The sequence below is a fragment of the Calidithermus roseus genome (assembly GCF_003574095.1).
Taxonomy (GTDB): Bacteria; Deinococcota; Deinococci; order Deinococcales; family Thermaceae; genus Calidithermus; species Calidithermus roseus.
In genome coordinates this window covers 1-16,456 of sequence record NZ_QWLA01000077.1, presented here as the reverse complement: position 1 = coordinate 16,456, position 16,456 = coordinate 1, and the positions used below count along the sequence as shown (strand labels likewise).

The window sequence follows — 16,456 nt, the reverse complement described above, 5'->3', positions numbered from 1 at the left end:
CTCCACCCCCTCCCCCACCGCGTCGATGACCCCCACGCAGTCGAGGCCTGGCGTAAAGGGAGGCTTGGAGCCCGCGTCGTACCCGCCGCGCCGGGCCTGCACGTCGGCGTAGTTGACCCCCGTCAGGCGAACCCGGATGCGCACCTGCCCCGCTTGCGGCTGGGGCCGGGGCACCTCGCTCCAGCGAAGCCGCTCGGGCCCGCCGTGTTCCTCGACCACGATGGCTTTCATGCAGAAAGTATACGCAGGTGACGACCTCCCGAACCTTCAGTCCGGGGGATTATAGCCCACATCCCCCTTTCCTCTAAGCCACCCCGAGGCACTTAAGCCTCGTAGCCCAGGCGTTGGAGCAGGGCGTTGAGCTCTTCCTCGGAGTGGTAGCTGATCTCGAGCTTGCCCTTCTTCTCCCCACTGAAGCGCACCTTGAAGCCCAATTGGCGGCTCAGGGTCCGGGCGATCTCCACGTAGGCTTCGGATCGCTGGCGGCCATGCGAAGTCGGTGGGGTTCTCTCCTTAAGGCGCTCGGCATCGCGCACGCTGAGCTGATTTCCCAGGACCTGCCTCAGCCCCCACTCCCTCTGCTCTTCCGGCAGCATCAGCAGGGCCCGGGCGTGCCCGGCGGTGATCTGGCCATTCCGCAGCGCCTCGAGCGCCGCCGGAGGCAGTTGCAGCAGCCTTAGGGCGTTGCTGACGGTAGCGCGGGCCTTGCCCACCGCCAGGGCCACCTCCTCCTGGCTGGCCCCCATCTCGATGAGCCGCTGGTAGCCCTGGGCTTCCTCGACCGGGTTGAGGTCCTCGCGCTGAAGGTTCTCGATGAGGGCGATCTCGAGCACCTCCCGCTCGCTCAGGTCGCGGATGATGACGGGCACCTCGCTCAGACCGGCCTCCTGGGCCGCCCTGTAGCGCCGCTCCCCCGCGACCAACTCGTAGAGGTCGCCTTTGGGGCGCACCAGCAGGGGTTGCAGCAACCCCTTCTGCTTGATCGAGGCAGCCAGCTCGGCCAGAGACTCGGGGTCGAAATGCTTGCGGGGTTGCTCGGGGTTGGGCCGGATGAGGGCGATGGGCAGCCGGGTCAGCGAGCCCTGGCTCTTGGGAATCAGGGCCTCCAGGCCCCGACCCAGGCCGCTAAGCTTCTTGGACACGGCGCATCACCTCCTCGGCCAGGCGGCGGTAGGCGTGGGCCCCGCTGGAGGTGGGGGCGTAGTCGCCGATGGCCTGGCCATGGCTGGGGGCTTCGGCCAGGCGAACGTTGCGTGGAATCACCGTCCAGAACACTTTTTCTCCCAGGTGAGCGCGGATATTGGACTCGACCTGCTGCGAGAGTAGGGTCCGCGAGTCGAACATGGTGATCAGAACCCCCAGCAGCCGCAGGGCCGGGTTCAGGCTGCTGCGCACCTCGTCGATGGTCTCCATCAGCCCTGCGATGCCCTCGAGGGCATAGTATTCGGCCTGCACGGGCACCAGGAGCCCCTCGGAGGCCACCAAGGCGTTGAGGGTGAGGGGTCCCAGGCTGGGGGGCGCGTCGATGAGGATCAGGTCATAGGCCGCGCTCAGCGGCTCGAGCACTTCCCGCAGGCGCTGGGGCAGGTGTGTGAGCTGGGCATTGGCCCCCACGAGGTCCGGACCTGCGGGCAGGAGGTGAAAGTTCCTGACAACCTCGCGGATGCTCTGCTCGGGCGTGGATTCGCCCAGCAGGAGCGAGTAGACCCCGTCCTCGGTGGGCTGCTGGTTCAACCCCGAAGTGGCGTTGGCCTGGGGGTCGAGGTCGACCAGCAGCACCCGCTGCCCGGCCCTGACCAGGTAGCTGGCCAGATTGATGGCGGTGGTGGTCTTCCCCACCCCACCCTTCTGGTTGACTATGCCGATACGGTTCATTGCCTATCAGAATAATCCATGTCGGGCGATCACCTCGGGCCTGCGGGGGTAACGCGGCTCTGTGGCAGCCACTTTCTTGATGATGACGAGCCGGCGCTGGTCGCCGGATTCGGGCAGCTCCAGCTCCTTTACTTCCTCGAGCACGCCGCCCAATGGCTTGAGACCCTGAGCGACCCCCTCGAGTTCCTGCGCGACCTCGGGGCCTTTCTGGGCGATCAGATAGCCCCCCACTTTGAGCAGCGGCAGACACAGCTCGCTGATCTGCCCCATGGGACCCACGGCACGGATCACTGCTCGGTCGAATCGTTCGCGATACTCAGGCTGATGCGCGACCTGTTCCGCCCGTCCCCAGATGAATGCCGTGCCCTTTAGCCCCAGAAGCGCGCAGGTTTCCTCGACGTAGCGCAGCTTTTTGCGGGTAGCCTCGAGGAGGTGCATTCTCAGGGAAGGTCTCACGATCTTGAGCGGCAGGCCGGGGAAACCGGCTCCGGTCCCCACGTCGACCACCTCGAGCGGGCCCTCGAGCAGACCGCTGGTGAGGCAGGTCAAGGAGTCGAGGAAGTGCTTGAGCACGATGTCGCGCTCCTCCCGCAGCGAGGTGAGGTTGATCTTCTGGTTGACCGAGGTCAACCGTGCGTACAACCGTTCGAACAGGTGGATGGTGGGGCTGAGGTCCTCACCCAGGGTCGCGGCGCCCCGCAGCAAGAGTTCCCTGCCCGCAGCCGTCAGCCTCACGATCCGACCTCCAGGCCGTAGCGAGCTTTCATCTCACGGTAGCGCTGATAGCTCGGAGGGTCGATCTGCGCCCAGGGCAACCGCTCGAGCAGCGGGATAAGAAACTCCCGCAGGGCCTGCCCTCGCACGATCCACTGGTAGTAGTGGCGTCCACCGTGGTCGTAGGGGCCGTAGAGCTTCGAACCGGGAACCTGCTGGGTTAGCCACTCAAACAACCCGTGGTGCCTCGAGTGCATCCGTAGGGTGACCTGGGGTTGTTTGCCATCGCCGCCGAAGTGACCTTCTCCAATCAGAACCCCCAGCAGCACCCCCATCTGGAAGCTGCCGGGGTCGAGCGCTGTTTCACCGTAAGATTTCACGTGAAACATTTTGCCACAGGGTGGCCCACCGGTTTCTTGTTTCACCGTAAGATTTCACGTGAAACACTCAGGCGGGAACTTTGGTCAAGTGGATCAGCAGCGCAGTGAGGTCGGAGTCGCGGACGCCCGGAACCCGCGAGGCTTCGGCCACCGTGCGGGGGCGGAGCCTGGAGAGTTTTTCCACGGCCTCCCGCGAGAGGCTGGGCACCGAGGCGTACGCGATGTTTTGAGGGATCCGGTAGCTTTCCAACTCGGCGAGCCGCTCGCGCAGCTTGAGCTGGCGCTCGATGTAACCGGCGTACTTGGCCCGGATCTCGACCTGCTGGGCCTCCTCCGGAGTCTGGAGTTCTCCCGGCCCGATCCGCGCGATCAGCTCCGAGTAGGTGGCCTCGGGACGCCGGAGGTAGTGCAGCGCCGAGACCCCCTCCAGGCGGATGCTGCCCAGGCGCTCGAGCTCGGCTTCGATCCGGGCGTACTTCCGGCGCACTTCCTCGAGCCGCTCGCGCGGTTGCAACCCCCAGTCCGCCGCCCTCTCACTCAGGCGCTCATCGGCGTTGTCGGCCCGGCACAGCAGGCGCAGTTCGACCCTCGAGGTCATCATGCGGTAGGGTTCGTCGGTACCTCGGTGGACCAGGTCGTCGATCATCACCCCGATGTACCCCGACTCGCGGGGGAGGGTGGCCTCCTCGAGGCCCATCGCGTACCTGGCTGCGTTGAGGCCTGCCAACAGCCCCTGGGCCGCCGCCTCCTCGTAGCCGCTGGTGCCGTTGAGCTGCCCGGCGGTGAAGAGCCCCGGCAGCTTGCGCGACTGCAGTCCGGGCGTGAGTTCGGTCGAGCGCATCGCGTCGTACTCCACCGCATAGGCATAGCGCTGGATCACGGCCTGCTCGAAGCCTGGCAGGCTGCGCACCATCTGCTCCTGGAGCTGGGGCGGCAGGCTGGAGGAGAAGCCCTGCAGGTAAAGCTCGGAGGTCTCCAGGCCGTCCGGCTCGACAAACAGGAGGTGGGTCTCCTTGTCGGCGAAGCGCACGACCTTGTCCTCGATGGAGGGGCAGTAGCGAGGACCAATCCCCTCGATGTCCCCGCCGTAAAGAGGGGAGAGGTGCAGGTTTTCCTGGATCAGGCGGTGGGTGGCCGCCGTGGTGCGGGTCTGCCAGGTGGGCCGGGCAGCGGCGAAGGGCCCCGGGCGGCCCGTGAAGGAACCGGGCGGGTCGTCGGCGGGTACGACCTCGAGCGCGGCGTAGTTGACCGAGTTGGCCCGGATGCGCGGGGGGGTTCCCGTCTTGAAGCGCAGCAGAGTGTGCCCGGCTTCCCGCAGGCTCTGCGAGAGGAAGCGCGCCGGCGGCTCGCCCTGCCGCCCGGCGGGACGAGATTGGCAGCCATACCAGACCACCCCGCTGAGGAAAGTCCCGCTGGCGACCACCACCGACCGCGCGGCAAAGGTCCGGCCATCCACCGCGCGTACCCCCCGCAGCCTGCCACCCTCGAGCCACAGCGCGGCGACCTCGGCGCGGACGCTCTCGATGTGGGGGTGTGCGAGCAGGGTGCGCTGGGCCTCGAGGGCATAGGCGTCCCGGTCCACCTGCACCCGCAGGCTCTGCACCGCAGGCCCCTTGGAGCGGTTGAGCACGCGGGTGTGGATCGCCGTGGCGTCGGCTAAGCGGCCCATCAGCCCGCCCAGGGCCACGATCTCCGCCACCAACTGGCTCTTGCCCGGCCCCCCCACCGCCGGGTTGCAAGGCATCAGGCCGATGCGCTCGGGGTTGCTGGTCACCAGGCCCACCCTGGCCCCGGTCTGCGCCGCTGCCCAGGCGGCCTCGATTCCCGCGTGTCCTCCCCCCACCACGATCACGTCGTAGACTGCCATCCCAACCACTTTAGCAGACGCGGCCAATGTGCAATAGAATAATCAGGCTCTAGGCAGCGCAATGCGCGCAGGGCCTTCGTAAGGAGTGAGCGGCCTTGACCCAGCACACCATCTGGCAAAACGTTCTGGACTACATTCGCCAGAGCATCACCGATGTCGAGTACAACACCTGGTTCGTGAAGATTCGCCCCCTCGGTGTGTACAACGGGGTGCTCGAGCTCGGCGTCCCTACGTCCTTTGCCGGAGAGTGGATCAAGAAACACTATACGGAAACGATCCAGGAGGCCCTGCTGCACCTGGGGGCCCAAACCCCCCGCTTCGAACTCAAGGTCATCCCGGGTAACCCCGTCCAGGAGGATATTTTCTCCGCTGCTCCCGAGCCCGGAAAGAGCACCGACCCCCGCTCGAGGCTCAACTCCAAGTACACTTTCGAGAACTTCGTCGTCGGCCCCAACAACTCCATGGCCCACGCGGCGGCGGTGGCCGTGGCGGAATCGCCGGGCAAGGCCTACAACCCGCTGTTCATCTACGGAGGGGTGGGCTTGGGCAAGACCCACCTCATGCACGCGGTAGGGCACTCCGTGGCCTCGCGCTTTCCCCAGCTCAAGATCGAGTACATCTCCACCGAGACCTTCACCAACGAGCTGATCGAGGCCATCCAGAAAGACCGTATGACCGAGTTCCGCGACCGCTACCGCTCGGTCGACCTCCTGCTCGTCGACGACATTCAGTTCATCGCCGGCAAGGAGCGCACCCAGGAGGAGTTTTTCCACACCTTCAACGCCCTCTACGAGGCCGGCAAACAGATCATCCTCTCCTCCGACCGACCTCCCAAGGACATCCTCACCCTCGCCGCCCGCCTGCGCAGCCGTTTCGAGTGGGGCCTCATCACCGACATCCAGTCGCCCGAACTCGAGACGCGGGTGGCGATCCTGAAGATGAACGCTGAGTACCGGGGTATCCGCATCCCTGACGAGGTCTTCGAGTACATCGCCAAGGTGGTCACCTCCAACATCCGTGAGCTCGAGGGCTCGCTCATGCGGGTGGTGGCTTACGCCTCCCTCAACGGTGTGGAGATCAGCAAGCAGGTGGCGGCCAGGGCGCTCTCCGATGTGTTCATGGCCAAGGCCGAGTACGCCCCCGAGGAGATCCTCAGGGCGGTGGCCGAGTTCTACGGTTTGCGGACAGACGAGCTCAAAGGGGCAGGGCGCCGTAAGGAGGTGGTGCTGCCACGCCAGGTGGCGATGTACCTGATCCGGGAATTGACCCACTCCTCACTGCCGGAGATCGGGCAGTTCTTCGACGGGCGCGACCATACCACCGTGCTTTACGCCATTCAAAAGGTGCAGGAAGCGCTGGACAACGATACCAACCTGCAGCAGAACCTCCGGGCTATCCGGGAGCGGCTCGGGTAGCTTCAAGGGCATAGCGGTTAAACCTGTGGATAAGTCTGTGGATAAGCTGTGGATAAGTCTGTGGAAATGGCTGTGAATAACTCTATAGGCATCGGGCCTGTGGATAACTGGGGTAGTTATCCACAAGTTATCCACAGGGGAGGGCGGGTTATCCACAGAAGTTATCCACAGGTAATTAGTGATAGGAATGCCGCTTTAAGCCACTTTTCCACACTATCCACAGGCCCTATTACTATTACTACTAATTCTTTAAAGTCTTTAAAAGAGAAGGAGTAGAGCTTTAAAAAGGCCGACCTATGGAAGCGAGAATCCCCAAGAAGACCCTGGCTGATGGCCTCTCGATCCTCGAGCGCATCATCCCCAGCCGCAGCTCCAACCCCATCCTGACCTACCTGCCCATCGCCCTCGAGCAAGGCAGCTTGGTCTTGCGAGGCACCAACGGGGAGGTGGACATCGAAGTTCGTCTGTCGGCAGAGACCAGTGGCGAAGGCTCGCTACTGGTCCCTGCCCAGCCCTTCTTCCAGATCGTGCGTAGCACGCCCGGTGAACTCATCGAGCTGATCTTCGCCGAGCAGATGCAACTCATCAGCGGCAGCTACCGCACCCAGCTTCAAACCACCAACCCCGACGGCTACCCGGAACTCTCCTTCCGCCAGCCCGCGGGGGAGAAGCTCCCCGCCGCGCGGCTGGCCCAGGCCATGACCCGCGTGCGCTACGCGGCGAGCACCGAGGAGTACCGGGCGATCTTCCGGGGGGTGCAGCTCGAGCTCTCTCCCGGCAACCTGCGGGCGGTGGCCTCCGACGGATACCGCCTGGCCCGCTACGACCTGAGCGTGAGCAACCAGTCCACCCGCAAGCTGGTGATCCCCGCCCGCAGCGCCGACGAGATCATCCGCATCTTCAAGGATGTGCAGGGTGACGTCTCCATCGAGGTAGGGGAGGGTACCCTGACCCTGGTGGGCGACGCGGTGCGCATGGCGGTGAAGCTGATGGAGGGGGAGTTCCCCGACTACGCCCGCGTGATCCCCCAGAGCTTCGTCCTCGAGGCCACCTTGCAGGCCGAGGCCCTGCGCGAGAGCCTCAAGCGCGTGGCGGTGCTGTCCGACCGCAACAACCACCGCGTGGACTTGATCTTTAGTGGCAGTAAGCTCGAGATCAACTCCGAGGGTGACTACGGGCGTGGCCGCGAGGAGATCGCGGTAGAGGCCAAGGGCGAGCCCCAGCTGGTAGTCGCTTACAACGCGCAGTACCTCATCGACGCCCTGGGCCCCATCGAGGGCAGCGTGAAGCTCTCACTCTCCGGGCCTACGAGCCCCAGCCTGGTGCAGGCGGTGGAGGATAGCGGGTATCTGTCGGTGGTAGTTCCCCTGCGGGTTTGAGCATTTCGCGGCGCGGTAACGAACCGGGAACAGCATGAAATTGCTGATGGATGAGGACGTTGAGAGGGCCATTACCGTTGGTCTTTTGCGCCGCCAGCCAACCGCCGACGTTGTAACCGTGCAACAAGCGGGGTTGAGTTCGCTATCAGATGCCCAGGTCCTGGCTTGGGCAGCAGAGCAAGGCCGAATTGTCGTTTCGAACGACAGGGCTACGATGGGTCAAGAAGCTTACAATCGGGTTGTTCGTGGAGAGCCGATGCCCGGGCTTTTGCTCTTAAGGCCGCACGTGCCGTTTTCGAAGATTATCGAATTCCTTGAAGCCTACATCCTCGAGGCAACACCCGAGGAGATGGCCAACGCCATCGTATACATCCCCCAAGCCAAGTAGGGGTGCGCACTTACCCTTCACCCAATCTGCGTTTTATACGGGCATCCAGTGCGGTTGGTCTAAGGGGTAGCGTCATTCTTTCGACCGCTTCAGCTTTGGCAGTTTGCCGAGACACATAAGCATCTACTTCAGATCGATGGCGCAAATAGTAGGTGAGGATCGAATAAATATCTGCCAGATCTAAAGACGGGTAGCTATAGTGAATTTCCTCCGGGGTTTTGCCCTCGTTAAAGGCCCTGACAATCTGCTCGAGGAAAATCCGGGTGCCCTCAACACGGACATCCCCTGAGGGTTCAGTTACGAGCGGAACTTTCTCGGACAAGGTCGCCATAAGCACTTCCGTGCTCTCTAAAGTATAGAGGGCTTTAACCTGCTAATGCATGATATAACCCACGGTGCGCTGGGCGCTGATGGGCAAAACGCGGCTGGCACGTAAATAACATGGGGGTTGAACTCGGTACAGCCTGAACCGGTCGCTTTTGGTATACCAATCGGTTGGGGTGTAGACTGTGACCCGGTTGTAAGTGTTTCCACGGAGGGACATCTCTATGACGACGATTGTGGAAATCAAGGGGCGTGAGGTATTGGATTCGCGGGGGAACCCCACGGTGGAAGCCGAGGTGATCCTCGAGGGCGGGGCGCGGGGCCGGGCTTTGGTGCCTTCGGGGGCCTCGACCGGAGCCCACGAAGCCGTGGAACTGCGCGATGGGGGCAAACGCTTCGCAGGCAAGGGCGTGCTCAAGGCGGTGGCTGCGGTTAACGAGCGCATCGCCGAGGAGTTGCAGGGCCTCGATGCCCTCAACCAGGAGGCCGTGGACCGGGCCTTGCTCGAGCTCGACGGCACGCCCAACAAGGGCAACCTGGGGGCCAACGCCATCCTGGCCGTCTCGCTGGCCACCGCCCGCGCGGCGGCTGAGGCGGTGGGCCTGCCGCTGTACCGCTATCTGGGCGGGGTGCAGGGCGTGACCCTGCCGGTGCCGTTGATGAACGTGATCAATGGTGGCAAGCACGGCGACAACAACGTCGACTTCCAGGAGTTCATGCTCGTGCCCGCCGGGGCCCCCAGCTTCAGCGAGGCCCTGCGCTACGGGGTCGAGACCTTCCACGCCCTAAAATCGGTTTTAAAGGCCCGGGGCTATAACACCAATGTCGGGGACGAGGGCGGCTTTGCCCCCGACTTAAAATCCAACGTAGAGGCTCTGGAGGTGCTCGTCGAGGCGGTAGAGAAGGCGGGCTACGAGGTGGGCAAGGACATCTCCTTCGCCCTCGACCCGGCGACTACCGAGCTTTACAAGGACGGCAAGTACCACCTCGAGTCCGAGGGCAGGGCGCTGTCGAGCGAGGAGATGGTGGCTTACTGGGAGAATTGGGTCAACCAGTACCCCATCGTCTCCATCGAGGACGGCCTGGCCGAGGACGATTGGGAGGGCTGGAAACTCCTGACCGAGCGCCTGGGCAAGCGCATCCAGCTCGTGGGCGACGACCTCTTCGTCACCAACCCCGCGCGGCTGAAGCAGGGCATCGAGAGGGGGGTGGGGAACTCCATCCTGGTCAAGGTCAACCAAATCGGCACCCTCTCCGAGACCCTCGAGGCCATCCGCCTGGCCCACCGATCGGGCTACACCGCCATCCTCTCCCACCGCTCGGGTGAAACCGAAGATTCCACCATCGCCGACATCGCCGTAGCGGTCAACGCGGGCCAGATCAAGACCGGCTCGGCCTCGCGCTCAGACCGGCTGGCCAAATACAATCAGCTCCTGCGCATCGAGGAAGAATTGGGGGCGGGAGCGAGGTTTTTAGGATATGGCGCTTTCTAAACGCACCAAAATCGTCTCGACGCTGGGGCCGGCTTCGTCGAGTCCCGAGATCATCAAGGCGCTGGTCGAGGCGGGGGTTGACGTGTTCCGCCTCAACTTCAGCCACGGCACCCCGGAGGACCACCGAAAGCGGGTGCAGATCATCCGCCAGGTCTCAGAGGAGCTGGGCCAGACCGTGGCCATCCTGCAGGACTTGCAAGGCCCCAAGATCCGGGTAGGGCGCTTCGCCCAGGGGGCTGTAGAGTTGCAGGCAGGCCAGCGCTTCATCATCACCAGCGACCCGGTGGACGGTGACGAGAACCGGGTCTCGACCACCTACCGCGGCCTGCCCATGGACGTGGAGCCGGGGATGATCCTGCTCCTCGACGACGGCAACCTGCGGCTGCAGGTGGAGGAGGTCCGCAACAACGACATCCACACCACCGTGCTGGTGGGTGGACGGTTGTCGAACAACAAGGGCATCAACATCCCCGGAGCCGACCTCTCGATCCCCGCGCTCACCGACAAGGACATCGAAGACCTGGCGCTGGGGGTGGAACTCGAGGTCGATTGGGTGGCCATGAGCTTCGTGCGCAGCCGCGACGACCTGCTCTTAGCCCGCCACTACCTCAACCGCTACAACTCCCGCGCCCGCCTCATGGCCAAGATCGAGAAACCCAGCGCGGTCGCGCGCTTCGACGAGATCCTGGAGGAGGCCGACGGGATCATGGTGGCCCGCGGCGACTTAGGCGTGGAGATGCCGCTGGAGGAGGTGCCCATCATCCAAAAGCGCGTCATCCTCAAGGCCATCCACGCCGGCAAGGCGGTCATCACCGCCACGCAGATGCTCGAGAGCATGGTCAAGAACCCCATCCCCACCCGCGCCGAGGCTTCCGACGTGGCCAACGCCATCTTCGATGGCACCGACGCGGTGATGCTCTCTGCCGAGACTGCCTCGGGGGCCTACCCGGTGGAGGCGGTGCAGACCATGGCCAAGGTGGCCCGCAAGATCGAGGCCAGTCCCGAGTACATGAACCGCCTGCACGAGCTGCGCCCGGCCCCCACCCCTTCCGTACAGGACGCCATCGCCCTGGCGGTGGACAACGTGGTGGACGCCTCGGGGGCCAAGCTGATCGTGACCTTCACCGCCACCGGCGGGGCAGCCCGCCGCATCGCCCGCACCAAGCCCGCGGTTCCGGTGCTGGCCCTCACCCCCAATCCCCACGTGCGCAACCAGCTTGCCCTCATCAGCGGCGTGCTGCCGTTGCTGGCCCCTGACCCCAAGGACACCGAGGACATGGTGGACATCGCCCTGCGGATGGTCAAACAGTCCGGGATGGCCGACCCCGGCGACCGGGTGGTGATCGCCGCCGGCGTACCTTTCGGCGTGCGTGGCACTACCAACATGCTGCGCGTTGAGCGGGTGAGTTAGGAGAGCTTGTCGATAATCCATAGCCGAACGCCGTCGGGTCGTACAGCTTGCGCAAAACGCCGTACGATCGTGGTTTTGGGCGTTCGGCGTTTTTCAGTGGGCTCGAGCGGCGACTGCGCAACCCGTGACCCAACGCCTTCGGCTGGCCGCTGAGGGGCGCTCGCCGGAAGGCGGAGGTCCAGGAGAAAGGACTGGAGGCTGGGAACTTCCCATACTCGATATTCGGCATGGGGTAATATGGGCCCGAGCCTTCTACATCCGAAGGCAGGGCGCAACCACCACCTGCTATTCCCGTTGGGGCTGTCCAAGATTTCGAGCTTCATCGTTCACTTTTCTCCGGTCTATTATCCCGATTTCCCGACAGGCACGTTTTTTGAGACGTTAAAATCGAAAAAACCGCGCAGAACACCCTGATCAGAGGCCCATCACGCCGCAACCAGTTGCGCGAAACCCCTGGTTTATCTACAGCCCCTTCCTGTTTTACCCCTGGTTCGCTCGCTGGAACGAAGGCCGTCTGGAGCGTGCCAACCATGAAACTATCGTCATTGCCGTCGTATATTCAGATCAAAGTCATGCCCGCCGGGAAGGTACCGCTGCTGCTGCGGTGGCAGTTGTGGTGGTGGAAGAAGCGCACCTTTCGCTTGGACATGAGGCTGGCCCCGGCGCAGTGGTACATCCTGGCCTTCGTTGAGGGCAGCCTGGTCAGCGTGCTCGAGATCGTCAGGCGCAGGGGCAGCGTGGGCGGTGACTCCCTGACGCTGGGTTTGCTGGGTGGGGTCATAACCGCGCCGCGCTGGAGAGGGCGGGGGTATGGCTCGGCCCTGCTCAAGCACGCAGCGGGGTTCATTTGTGATGAGATGGGGTGTGACTTCGGCCTTCTGTTTTGTGGAGAAGGCCTGGTGGCTTTTTATGAGCGGCTCGGTTGGCAGCTGGTGCCCAATGCCTACGTCTACGACCAACCGCGCGGGAAAACGGAAGGACACCTGAAGCTCATGGTTTTTCCCTGCAGGGGCCAAGGCTTTCCGCAAGGGCTGGTGGATCTCGAAGGACTTCCGCTGTAAGGTCCTCCTCGCGGTACTCTAAGCTGGACCATGGAACACCAATCCTACGCCTACGGGCGCAACCATTTCCTGCTCGACCCTGACCTGCCCGCCCTGCTGAAGCGCTACTGGCAGGGCTGGGAAGCTCATCGGGGCGAACTCGTGGCCTTCGGGGAGCTGGCCGGTGGCGAAGCCTACCGCGTGGCCGACCACGTGGACAAGGAAGCCCGCCCCGTCCTGGTGATGCACGACCTGGAGGGCAAGCGCATCGACCGGGTGCGCCTGTCGCCCGCGCAGGAAGCGTTGCTGGGGCGGCTGGCGGCCATCAACCGCCCACCCTACGAGGGGGGAAGCTGGCACCACCACTTCACCCAGGGCTACTTGCTGGCCGACCCCGGCCTGTACTGCATCCAGACCATCACGGGCTGCGTGATTTACAGCATCCACAAGTACGCACCGGAGTTTTCCGCCTGGAAAGAGCGACTCTTGAGCGGCGAGGCTGTCGGGGCGACCTGGATGACCGAGGTGCAGGGGGGCTCGGACATTGGAGCCAATCAGACTGGCGCGCACTGGGACGGTGAATCCTGGCGTTTGAATGGCGAGAAGTACTTCTCCAGCGGCGCCGGGCTCACCGACTACGCCATCGTCTCGGCCCGTCCTCAGGGGGCTCCGCCGGGGCCGAAGGGGATCGCGCTGTTTCTGGTCCCCCGTCTGGATGAGAAGGGGCGGCTCAACTACCGGGTGCGCCGCCTGAAGGAGAAGCTGGCCACCCGCGCGGTGCCTTCGGGCGAGGTCGAGTTCACGGACACCCAGGCCCACCTGATCGGTCGGGCCGAGGAGGGTATTTACTACCTGCTCGAGACCCTCACCCTCTCACGCCTGGCCAACGCCTGTGGGGCCATGGGCCTGGCCCGCAAGGCCCAGCTCGAGGCCCTCTTCCGCGTGCGGCAGCGCGAGGCCTTCGGCCGGCCCCTGCTCGATCACCCCCTCATCCGTCGCGACCTGACCGACCTGGCGGCGCGCATCGCCGGGGGCCTGGCCCTGACCTTCCGGGCGGTGGCCGCCTGGGATGAGGCCTGGACCGAGCGCCCCCCGTACAGCCCGCGCTACCACTACGCCCGCCTGCTCACCCACCTCGCCAAGGCTCGCACCGCCGAGCACGGCACCTACTGCACCCAGCTGGCCATGGAGCTCTTCGGCGGGGTGGGCTTCGTGGAGGACTTCGCCATCGCCCGCCTGGCCCGCGAGGCCCTCATCACCCCCATCTGGGAGGGCCCGGCCAACGTGCAGGCCCTCGACACCCTCGAGGTCCTCTTCCGCAAGGGAGCGGCGGAGGGCTTCGAGGGGGAGTTCGTGCCCCGGCTCGAGGCCCTTCAGACCCAGGAGGCCCGGCTCGCCCTGGCGGCCATCGAGCGAACCCTGACCCACCTGCGAAGCCTCGAGCCCGCCCAAGCCCAGTGGCACGCCAAGGAAGCCCTGCGCACCCTGGCCGACGCTGCCAGCGTGGCCCTGCTCTACGACCTCGAGACCGTTGGGGGTGAGCGCTACGCCAAGCTGGCCACCCTCTACGCCCGGCGTTTCCTGGGGGGCGGGGAATACCCGTCGTGGGCGCTCGAGGAGCCCCAAGTGTGGGCGGGGGAGATGAGCCAGGAAATCCCCATGTAACCTGGCGTCGGCTAGACTAAAAAGTAGATCGGGAGGTTTATGCACGACCGTTCATCGGCGTTTTGGTCGGGTTTCTGGGATGTCATCAGCAAGGTGGCCATCGTGGCGATCCCGGTGGTGCTGGGCTGGGCGCTCAACCTGGGGTCGCAGCGCATCGCCGACTCCATCGCCCAGCGCGACTTCATCCAGAGCCTCATCGATGAACTCTCCGACACCAAGAGCCAGGCCCGCCAGGACATCGCCCTCATCCTCTTGAAGGAGTACATCGGTAACGAGCAACCCAGGATGGTGGCCCGCATCGCCGAGGTGGTCTTCAGCGAAAACCTCAACCGCATCGTCGACAGCAACAAGAGCGACAACGCCCTCTCCGAACTCCAGGGCTCCACCGCCTACCAGATCCTCGCCGAGCTCAACCCCGAGCGGGCCAAGGCCATCGCCGAATCCACCCAGCAGCGGGTGCTGGCCGCGCTGCTGGACGAGATCAACAAATGACGGAGAACCGCGTGAACAGATTGCTGCTCGTCCTCCTCGTCCTGCTGGGCACCCTCGCGCTGGCCCAGACAGCCTCGAGGGTGCTGGGCCAGCCCCTGCCCGTAGAGGGCGCCACCCCGGTCAAGACCTTCGACGAGCGGGTGCTGCGGGCCTTCGCCGTCACCGAGGGCAAGCGCTGCCAGACCTTCGAGGGCTGGAGCTTCAAGCAGGCCACCCAGGACGAATACCGCAAGCTCGTGGACGGCTTCAACGAAGCCCTCAAAAAAGCGGGCTGGAAGGTCGAGTCCAAGGGCCAGGTGGCCCAAGGCGAGTCCAGCGTGGAAGCCTACAAGCTCACCGGCGGCAAGGGCGAGCTGATCATTGGCTACTGGCTGCTGGCGAAGGGGGCGAGTCAGCTGTACTGGTGCAGGTTGGGGTAGTTAGGGGCGATTTTCGATAGCCGCTCGTGCCCTCGCCCGCATCCGCAACCCGCCCTTGGCCCACAGCGTGAAGTTGGGCTCGGGCTGGACTTCCATCCCCTCGGCGTGCTCGAGGTCGAAGCGCTGCAGCACCCCGGCGACGATGATCTTGAACTCGGTGGTGGCAAAGCTCTGGCCCGTGCAGACCCTGGGCCCCAGGCTGAAGGGGAAGTAGGCGCCACGGGGCAGGGACTTCTCAAACTCGGGTGTCCAGCGCTCGGGGATGAAGGCGTCGGGTTGCTCGAAAAAGCGCGGGTCGCGATGCAGGGTCCACTGGCACAGCACCAGCTGGGCCTTGTAGGGCAGATGCATCCCTCCCAGCTCGACCCCCTCAGGGGCGGCCACCTCCCGCCCGATGATCCACACCGGGGGATAGAGCCGCAGCGCCTCCTTGAACACCTGGTCGAGGTAGGTCAGGCGGGGGAGGTCCTCGAAGGTGGGCATGCGGCCCAGCGCGTCGAGTTCGGCGCGGAGCCTGGCCCGCACCTCGGGGTGGCGGTCGAGGAGGTGCCAGGTCCAGACCAGGGCGTTGGCGGTGGTCTCGAGGCCCGCCGTGATCACGGTGAGCACCTCGTCGCGCAACTGCCGGTCGCTCAGCTCGATGCCGGCCTGCTGCTGGGCTTCCATCAGCATCGAAAGCAGGTCGTCGCCCAGCTCGCCCTGGGCCCGGCGCTGGGCAATGTGGCGCTGCACCATCTCGTTCAGCGCCCGCACCACCCGGATACCGGCGCGGTTGAGCGAGGGGGTCCAGTGGGGGTTGGTGAGCCAGCCGTGGATCATCTGCCCCACCACCTGCTGCCCCAGGACGATGGCCTTGTGCATGATGTCGCGGTCGTCCTTGGCCTCGACGTTGAACATGCACTTGGCCACTACCCGCAAGGTCAGGGCGTTCATCTCCTCGTCCACGTGGATGAGCTCGCCGTCCTGCCAGCCCTCCAGCATCTCCAGGGTGAAGCGGGTCATGACCTCGGCGTAGCCCAGCAGGCGTTTGTAGTGGAAAGCGGGGCGCATCAGGCGGCTCTGCTGCTTCCAAAACTCTCCTTCGCTCACCAGGATGCCGTGACCCATGCCCCCGGCGAAGGCTCGGGTCATCTCCGACTTGTGAAACTGCTCGGCCCGCTCGACGAGCACCTCGCGCACCAGATCGGGGTGGTTGAGGAAGACGATCTCCTGCCCGTTGGCGAATTGGAAGGTGCAAACGTCGGGGCCGCTGCGGGCGAGCTGGGTGAAAAAGCGCAGCGGCTCTTGGCGGAGCTCGAGGTCGGGCAGGTCGCGCACCATATTCCGCAAAGCTTACCTTGCCCGCCAATTAGGGCGTTGAAAGTTTTGACCTTAAAAGAAGATCCCCCACCGGTGAGGGTGGGGGATCTGAACCTTGCACAGATCGGGCGAGTTGCTGAGTTGCACGCGCGTAGCGCACAACTGAGTACTCCTTAGAAAGGAGGTGATCCAGCCGCACCTTCCGGTACAGCTACCTTGTTACGACTTAGCCCCAGTCATGAGCCCGGCCCTCGGCGCCTGCCCAAGGCTACCGGCGACTTCAGGCAGAACCCAC

Annotated in this window: 17 protein-coding genes and 1 rRNA gene; 9 read left to right on the top strand and 9 right to left on the bottom strand. The window is 64.5% G+C overall.

The annotated features are described in order from the left end of the window. The 6 genes from Mrose_RS15380 to mnmG form a co-directional block, all read right to left on the bottom strand. Positions 1–231: alcohol dehydrogenase catalytic domain-containing protein (locus Mrose_RS15380; RefSeq protein WP_182482860.1), on the bottom strand; the 231-nt coding region annotated here is incomplete at its 3' end. Positions 232–323: 92 nt separating this feature from the next. Further along, complete coding sequence (locus Mrose_RS15375; protein WP_119279747.1) at positions 324–1,142, bottom strand: ParB/RepB/Spo0J family partition protein; 819 nt, start codon at positions 1,140–1,142, stop codon at positions 324–326. Further along, positions 1,126–1,875 (bottom strand): ParA family protein, encoded by a 750-nt coding sequence (locus Mrose_RS15370; protein WP_119279745.1) that lies wholly within the window; start codon positions 1,873–1,875, stop codon positions 1,126–1,128. Before Mrose_RS15370 ends, Mrose_RS15375 begins: the two co-directional genes overlap by 17 nt. 6 nt (positions 1,876–1,881) lie before the next feature. Beyond that, positions 1,882–2,610 (bottom strand): 16S rRNA (guanine(527)-N(7))-methyltransferase RsmG, encoded by a 729-nt coding sequence (gene rsmG / locus Mrose_RS15365; protein WP_119279744.1) that lies wholly within the window; start codon positions 2,608–2,610, stop codon positions 1,882–1,884. Next, the gene (locus Mrose_RS15360) at positions 2,607–2,969 is read right to left on the bottom strand and encodes a hypothetical protein (RefSeq protein ID WP_119279742.1); all 363 of its coding nucleotides are present in this window, start codon (positions 2,967–2,969) and stop codon (positions 2,607–2,609) included. The genes rsmG and Mrose_RS15360 overlap by 4 nt, the downstream gene beginning before the upstream one ends. A 67-nt stretch (positions 2,970–3,036) precedes the next feature. Then, positions 3,037–4,836, bottom strand: a complete 1,800-nt coding sequence (gene mnmG / locus Mrose_RS15355; RefSeq protein ID WP_119279740.1) for a tRNA uridine-5-carboxymethylaminomethyl(34) synthesis enzyme MnmG — start codon at positions 4,834–4,836, stop codon at positions 3,037–3,039. Between the two features lie 95 nt (positions 4,837–4,931). Between mnmG and dnaA the strand changes: the two genes are divergently transcribed. From dnaA to Mrose_RS15340, 3 genes are all read left to right on the top strand, one after another. Continuing rightward, positions 4,932–6,251 (top strand): chromosomal replication initiator protein DnaA, encoded by a 1,320-nt coding sequence (gene dnaA, locus Mrose_RS15350; RefSeq protein ID WP_119279738.1) that lies wholly within the window; start codon positions 4,932–4,934, stop codon positions 6,249–6,251. A gap of 296 nt (positions 6,252–6,547) precedes the next feature. Beyond that, a complete protein-coding gene (gene dnaN / locus Mrose_RS15345; RefSeq protein ID WP_119279736.1) occupies positions 6,548–7,630 on the top strand; it encodes a DNA polymerase III subunit beta in 1,083 nt (360 codons plus the stop codon). Between the two features lie 34 nt (positions 7,631–7,664). Beyond that, positions 7,665–8,018: a DUF5615 family PIN-like protein gene (locus tag Mrose_RS15340; protein ID WP_119279734.1), complete on the top strand. Its 354-nt coding sequence runs from the start codon at positions 7,665–7,667 to the stop codon at positions 8,016–8,018. A gap of 10 nt (positions 8,019–8,028) precedes the next feature. Here the strand turns inward: Mrose_RS15340 and Mrose_RS15335 are convergent, their stop codons facing one another. Beyond that, positions 8,029–8,349 (bottom strand): DUF433 domain-containing protein, encoded by a 321-nt coding sequence (locus Mrose_RS15335; protein ID WP_119279732.1) that lies wholly within the window; start codon positions 8,347–8,349, stop codon positions 8,029–8,031. A 217-nt stretch (positions 8,350–8,566) separates the two neighbouring features. Here Mrose_RS15335 and eno point away from each other — a divergent pair, with 217 nt between their 5' ends. The 6 genes from eno to Mrose_RS15305 all read left to right on the top strand — a co-directional run bounded on the left by eno (position 8,567) and on the right by Mrose_RS15305 (position 14,862). Beyond that, entirely contained in the window at positions 8,567–9,835 is a 1,269-nt protein-coding gene (gene eno, locus Mrose_RS15330) for a phosphopyruvate hydratase (RefSeq protein ID WP_119279749.1), read from the top strand. Next, positions 9,822–11,246: a pyruvate kinase gene (gene pyk / locus Mrose_RS15325; RefSeq protein ID WP_119279730.1), complete on the top strand. Its 1,425-nt coding sequence runs from the start codon at positions 9,822–9,824 to the stop codon at positions 11,244–11,246. Before eno ends, pyk begins: the two co-directional genes overlap by 14 nt. Positions 11,247–11,818: 572 nt before the next feature. Then, positions 11,819–12,307 carry a GNAT family N-acetyltransferase gene (locus Mrose_RS15320; RefSeq protein ID WP_182482858.1) on the top strand — a complete coding sequence of 163 codons (489 nt, stop codon included), beginning with the start codon at positions 11,819–11,821 and terminating at the stop codon, positions 12,305–12,307. Positions 12,308–12,337: 30 nt separating this feature from the next. Beyond that, on the top strand, positions 12,338–13,951 hold the full coding sequence (locus Mrose_RS15315) for an acyl-CoA dehydrogenase family protein (protein WP_119279726.1): 1,614 nt from the start codon (positions 12,338–12,340) through the stop codon (positions 13,949–13,951). A 39-nt stretch (positions 13,952–13,990) separates the two neighbouring features. Beyond that, entirely contained in the window at positions 13,991–14,443 is a 453-nt protein-coding gene (locus Mrose_RS15310; RefSeq protein ID WP_119279725.1) for a hypothetical protein, read from the top strand. Between the two features lie 11 nt (positions 14,444–14,454). Continuing rightward, positions 14,455–14,862 (top strand): hypothetical protein, encoded by a 408-nt coding sequence (locus Mrose_RS15305; RefSeq protein WP_147371679.1) that lies wholly within the window; start codon positions 14,455–14,457, stop codon positions 14,860–14,862. Here Mrose_RS15305 and Mrose_RS15300 read toward each other — a convergent pair whose 3' ends face one another. Beyond that, positions 14,863–16,182, bottom strand: coding sequence for a cytochrome P450 (locus Mrose_RS15300; protein ID WP_119279721.1), 1,320 nt, complete (start codon positions 16,180–16,182; stop codon positions 14,863–14,865). It lies immediately after the preceding gene. A 156-nt stretch (positions 16,183–16,338) separates the two neighbouring features. After that, positions 16,339–16,456, bottom strand: a 16S ribosomal RNA gene (locus Mrose_RS15295); the annotation flags it as partial.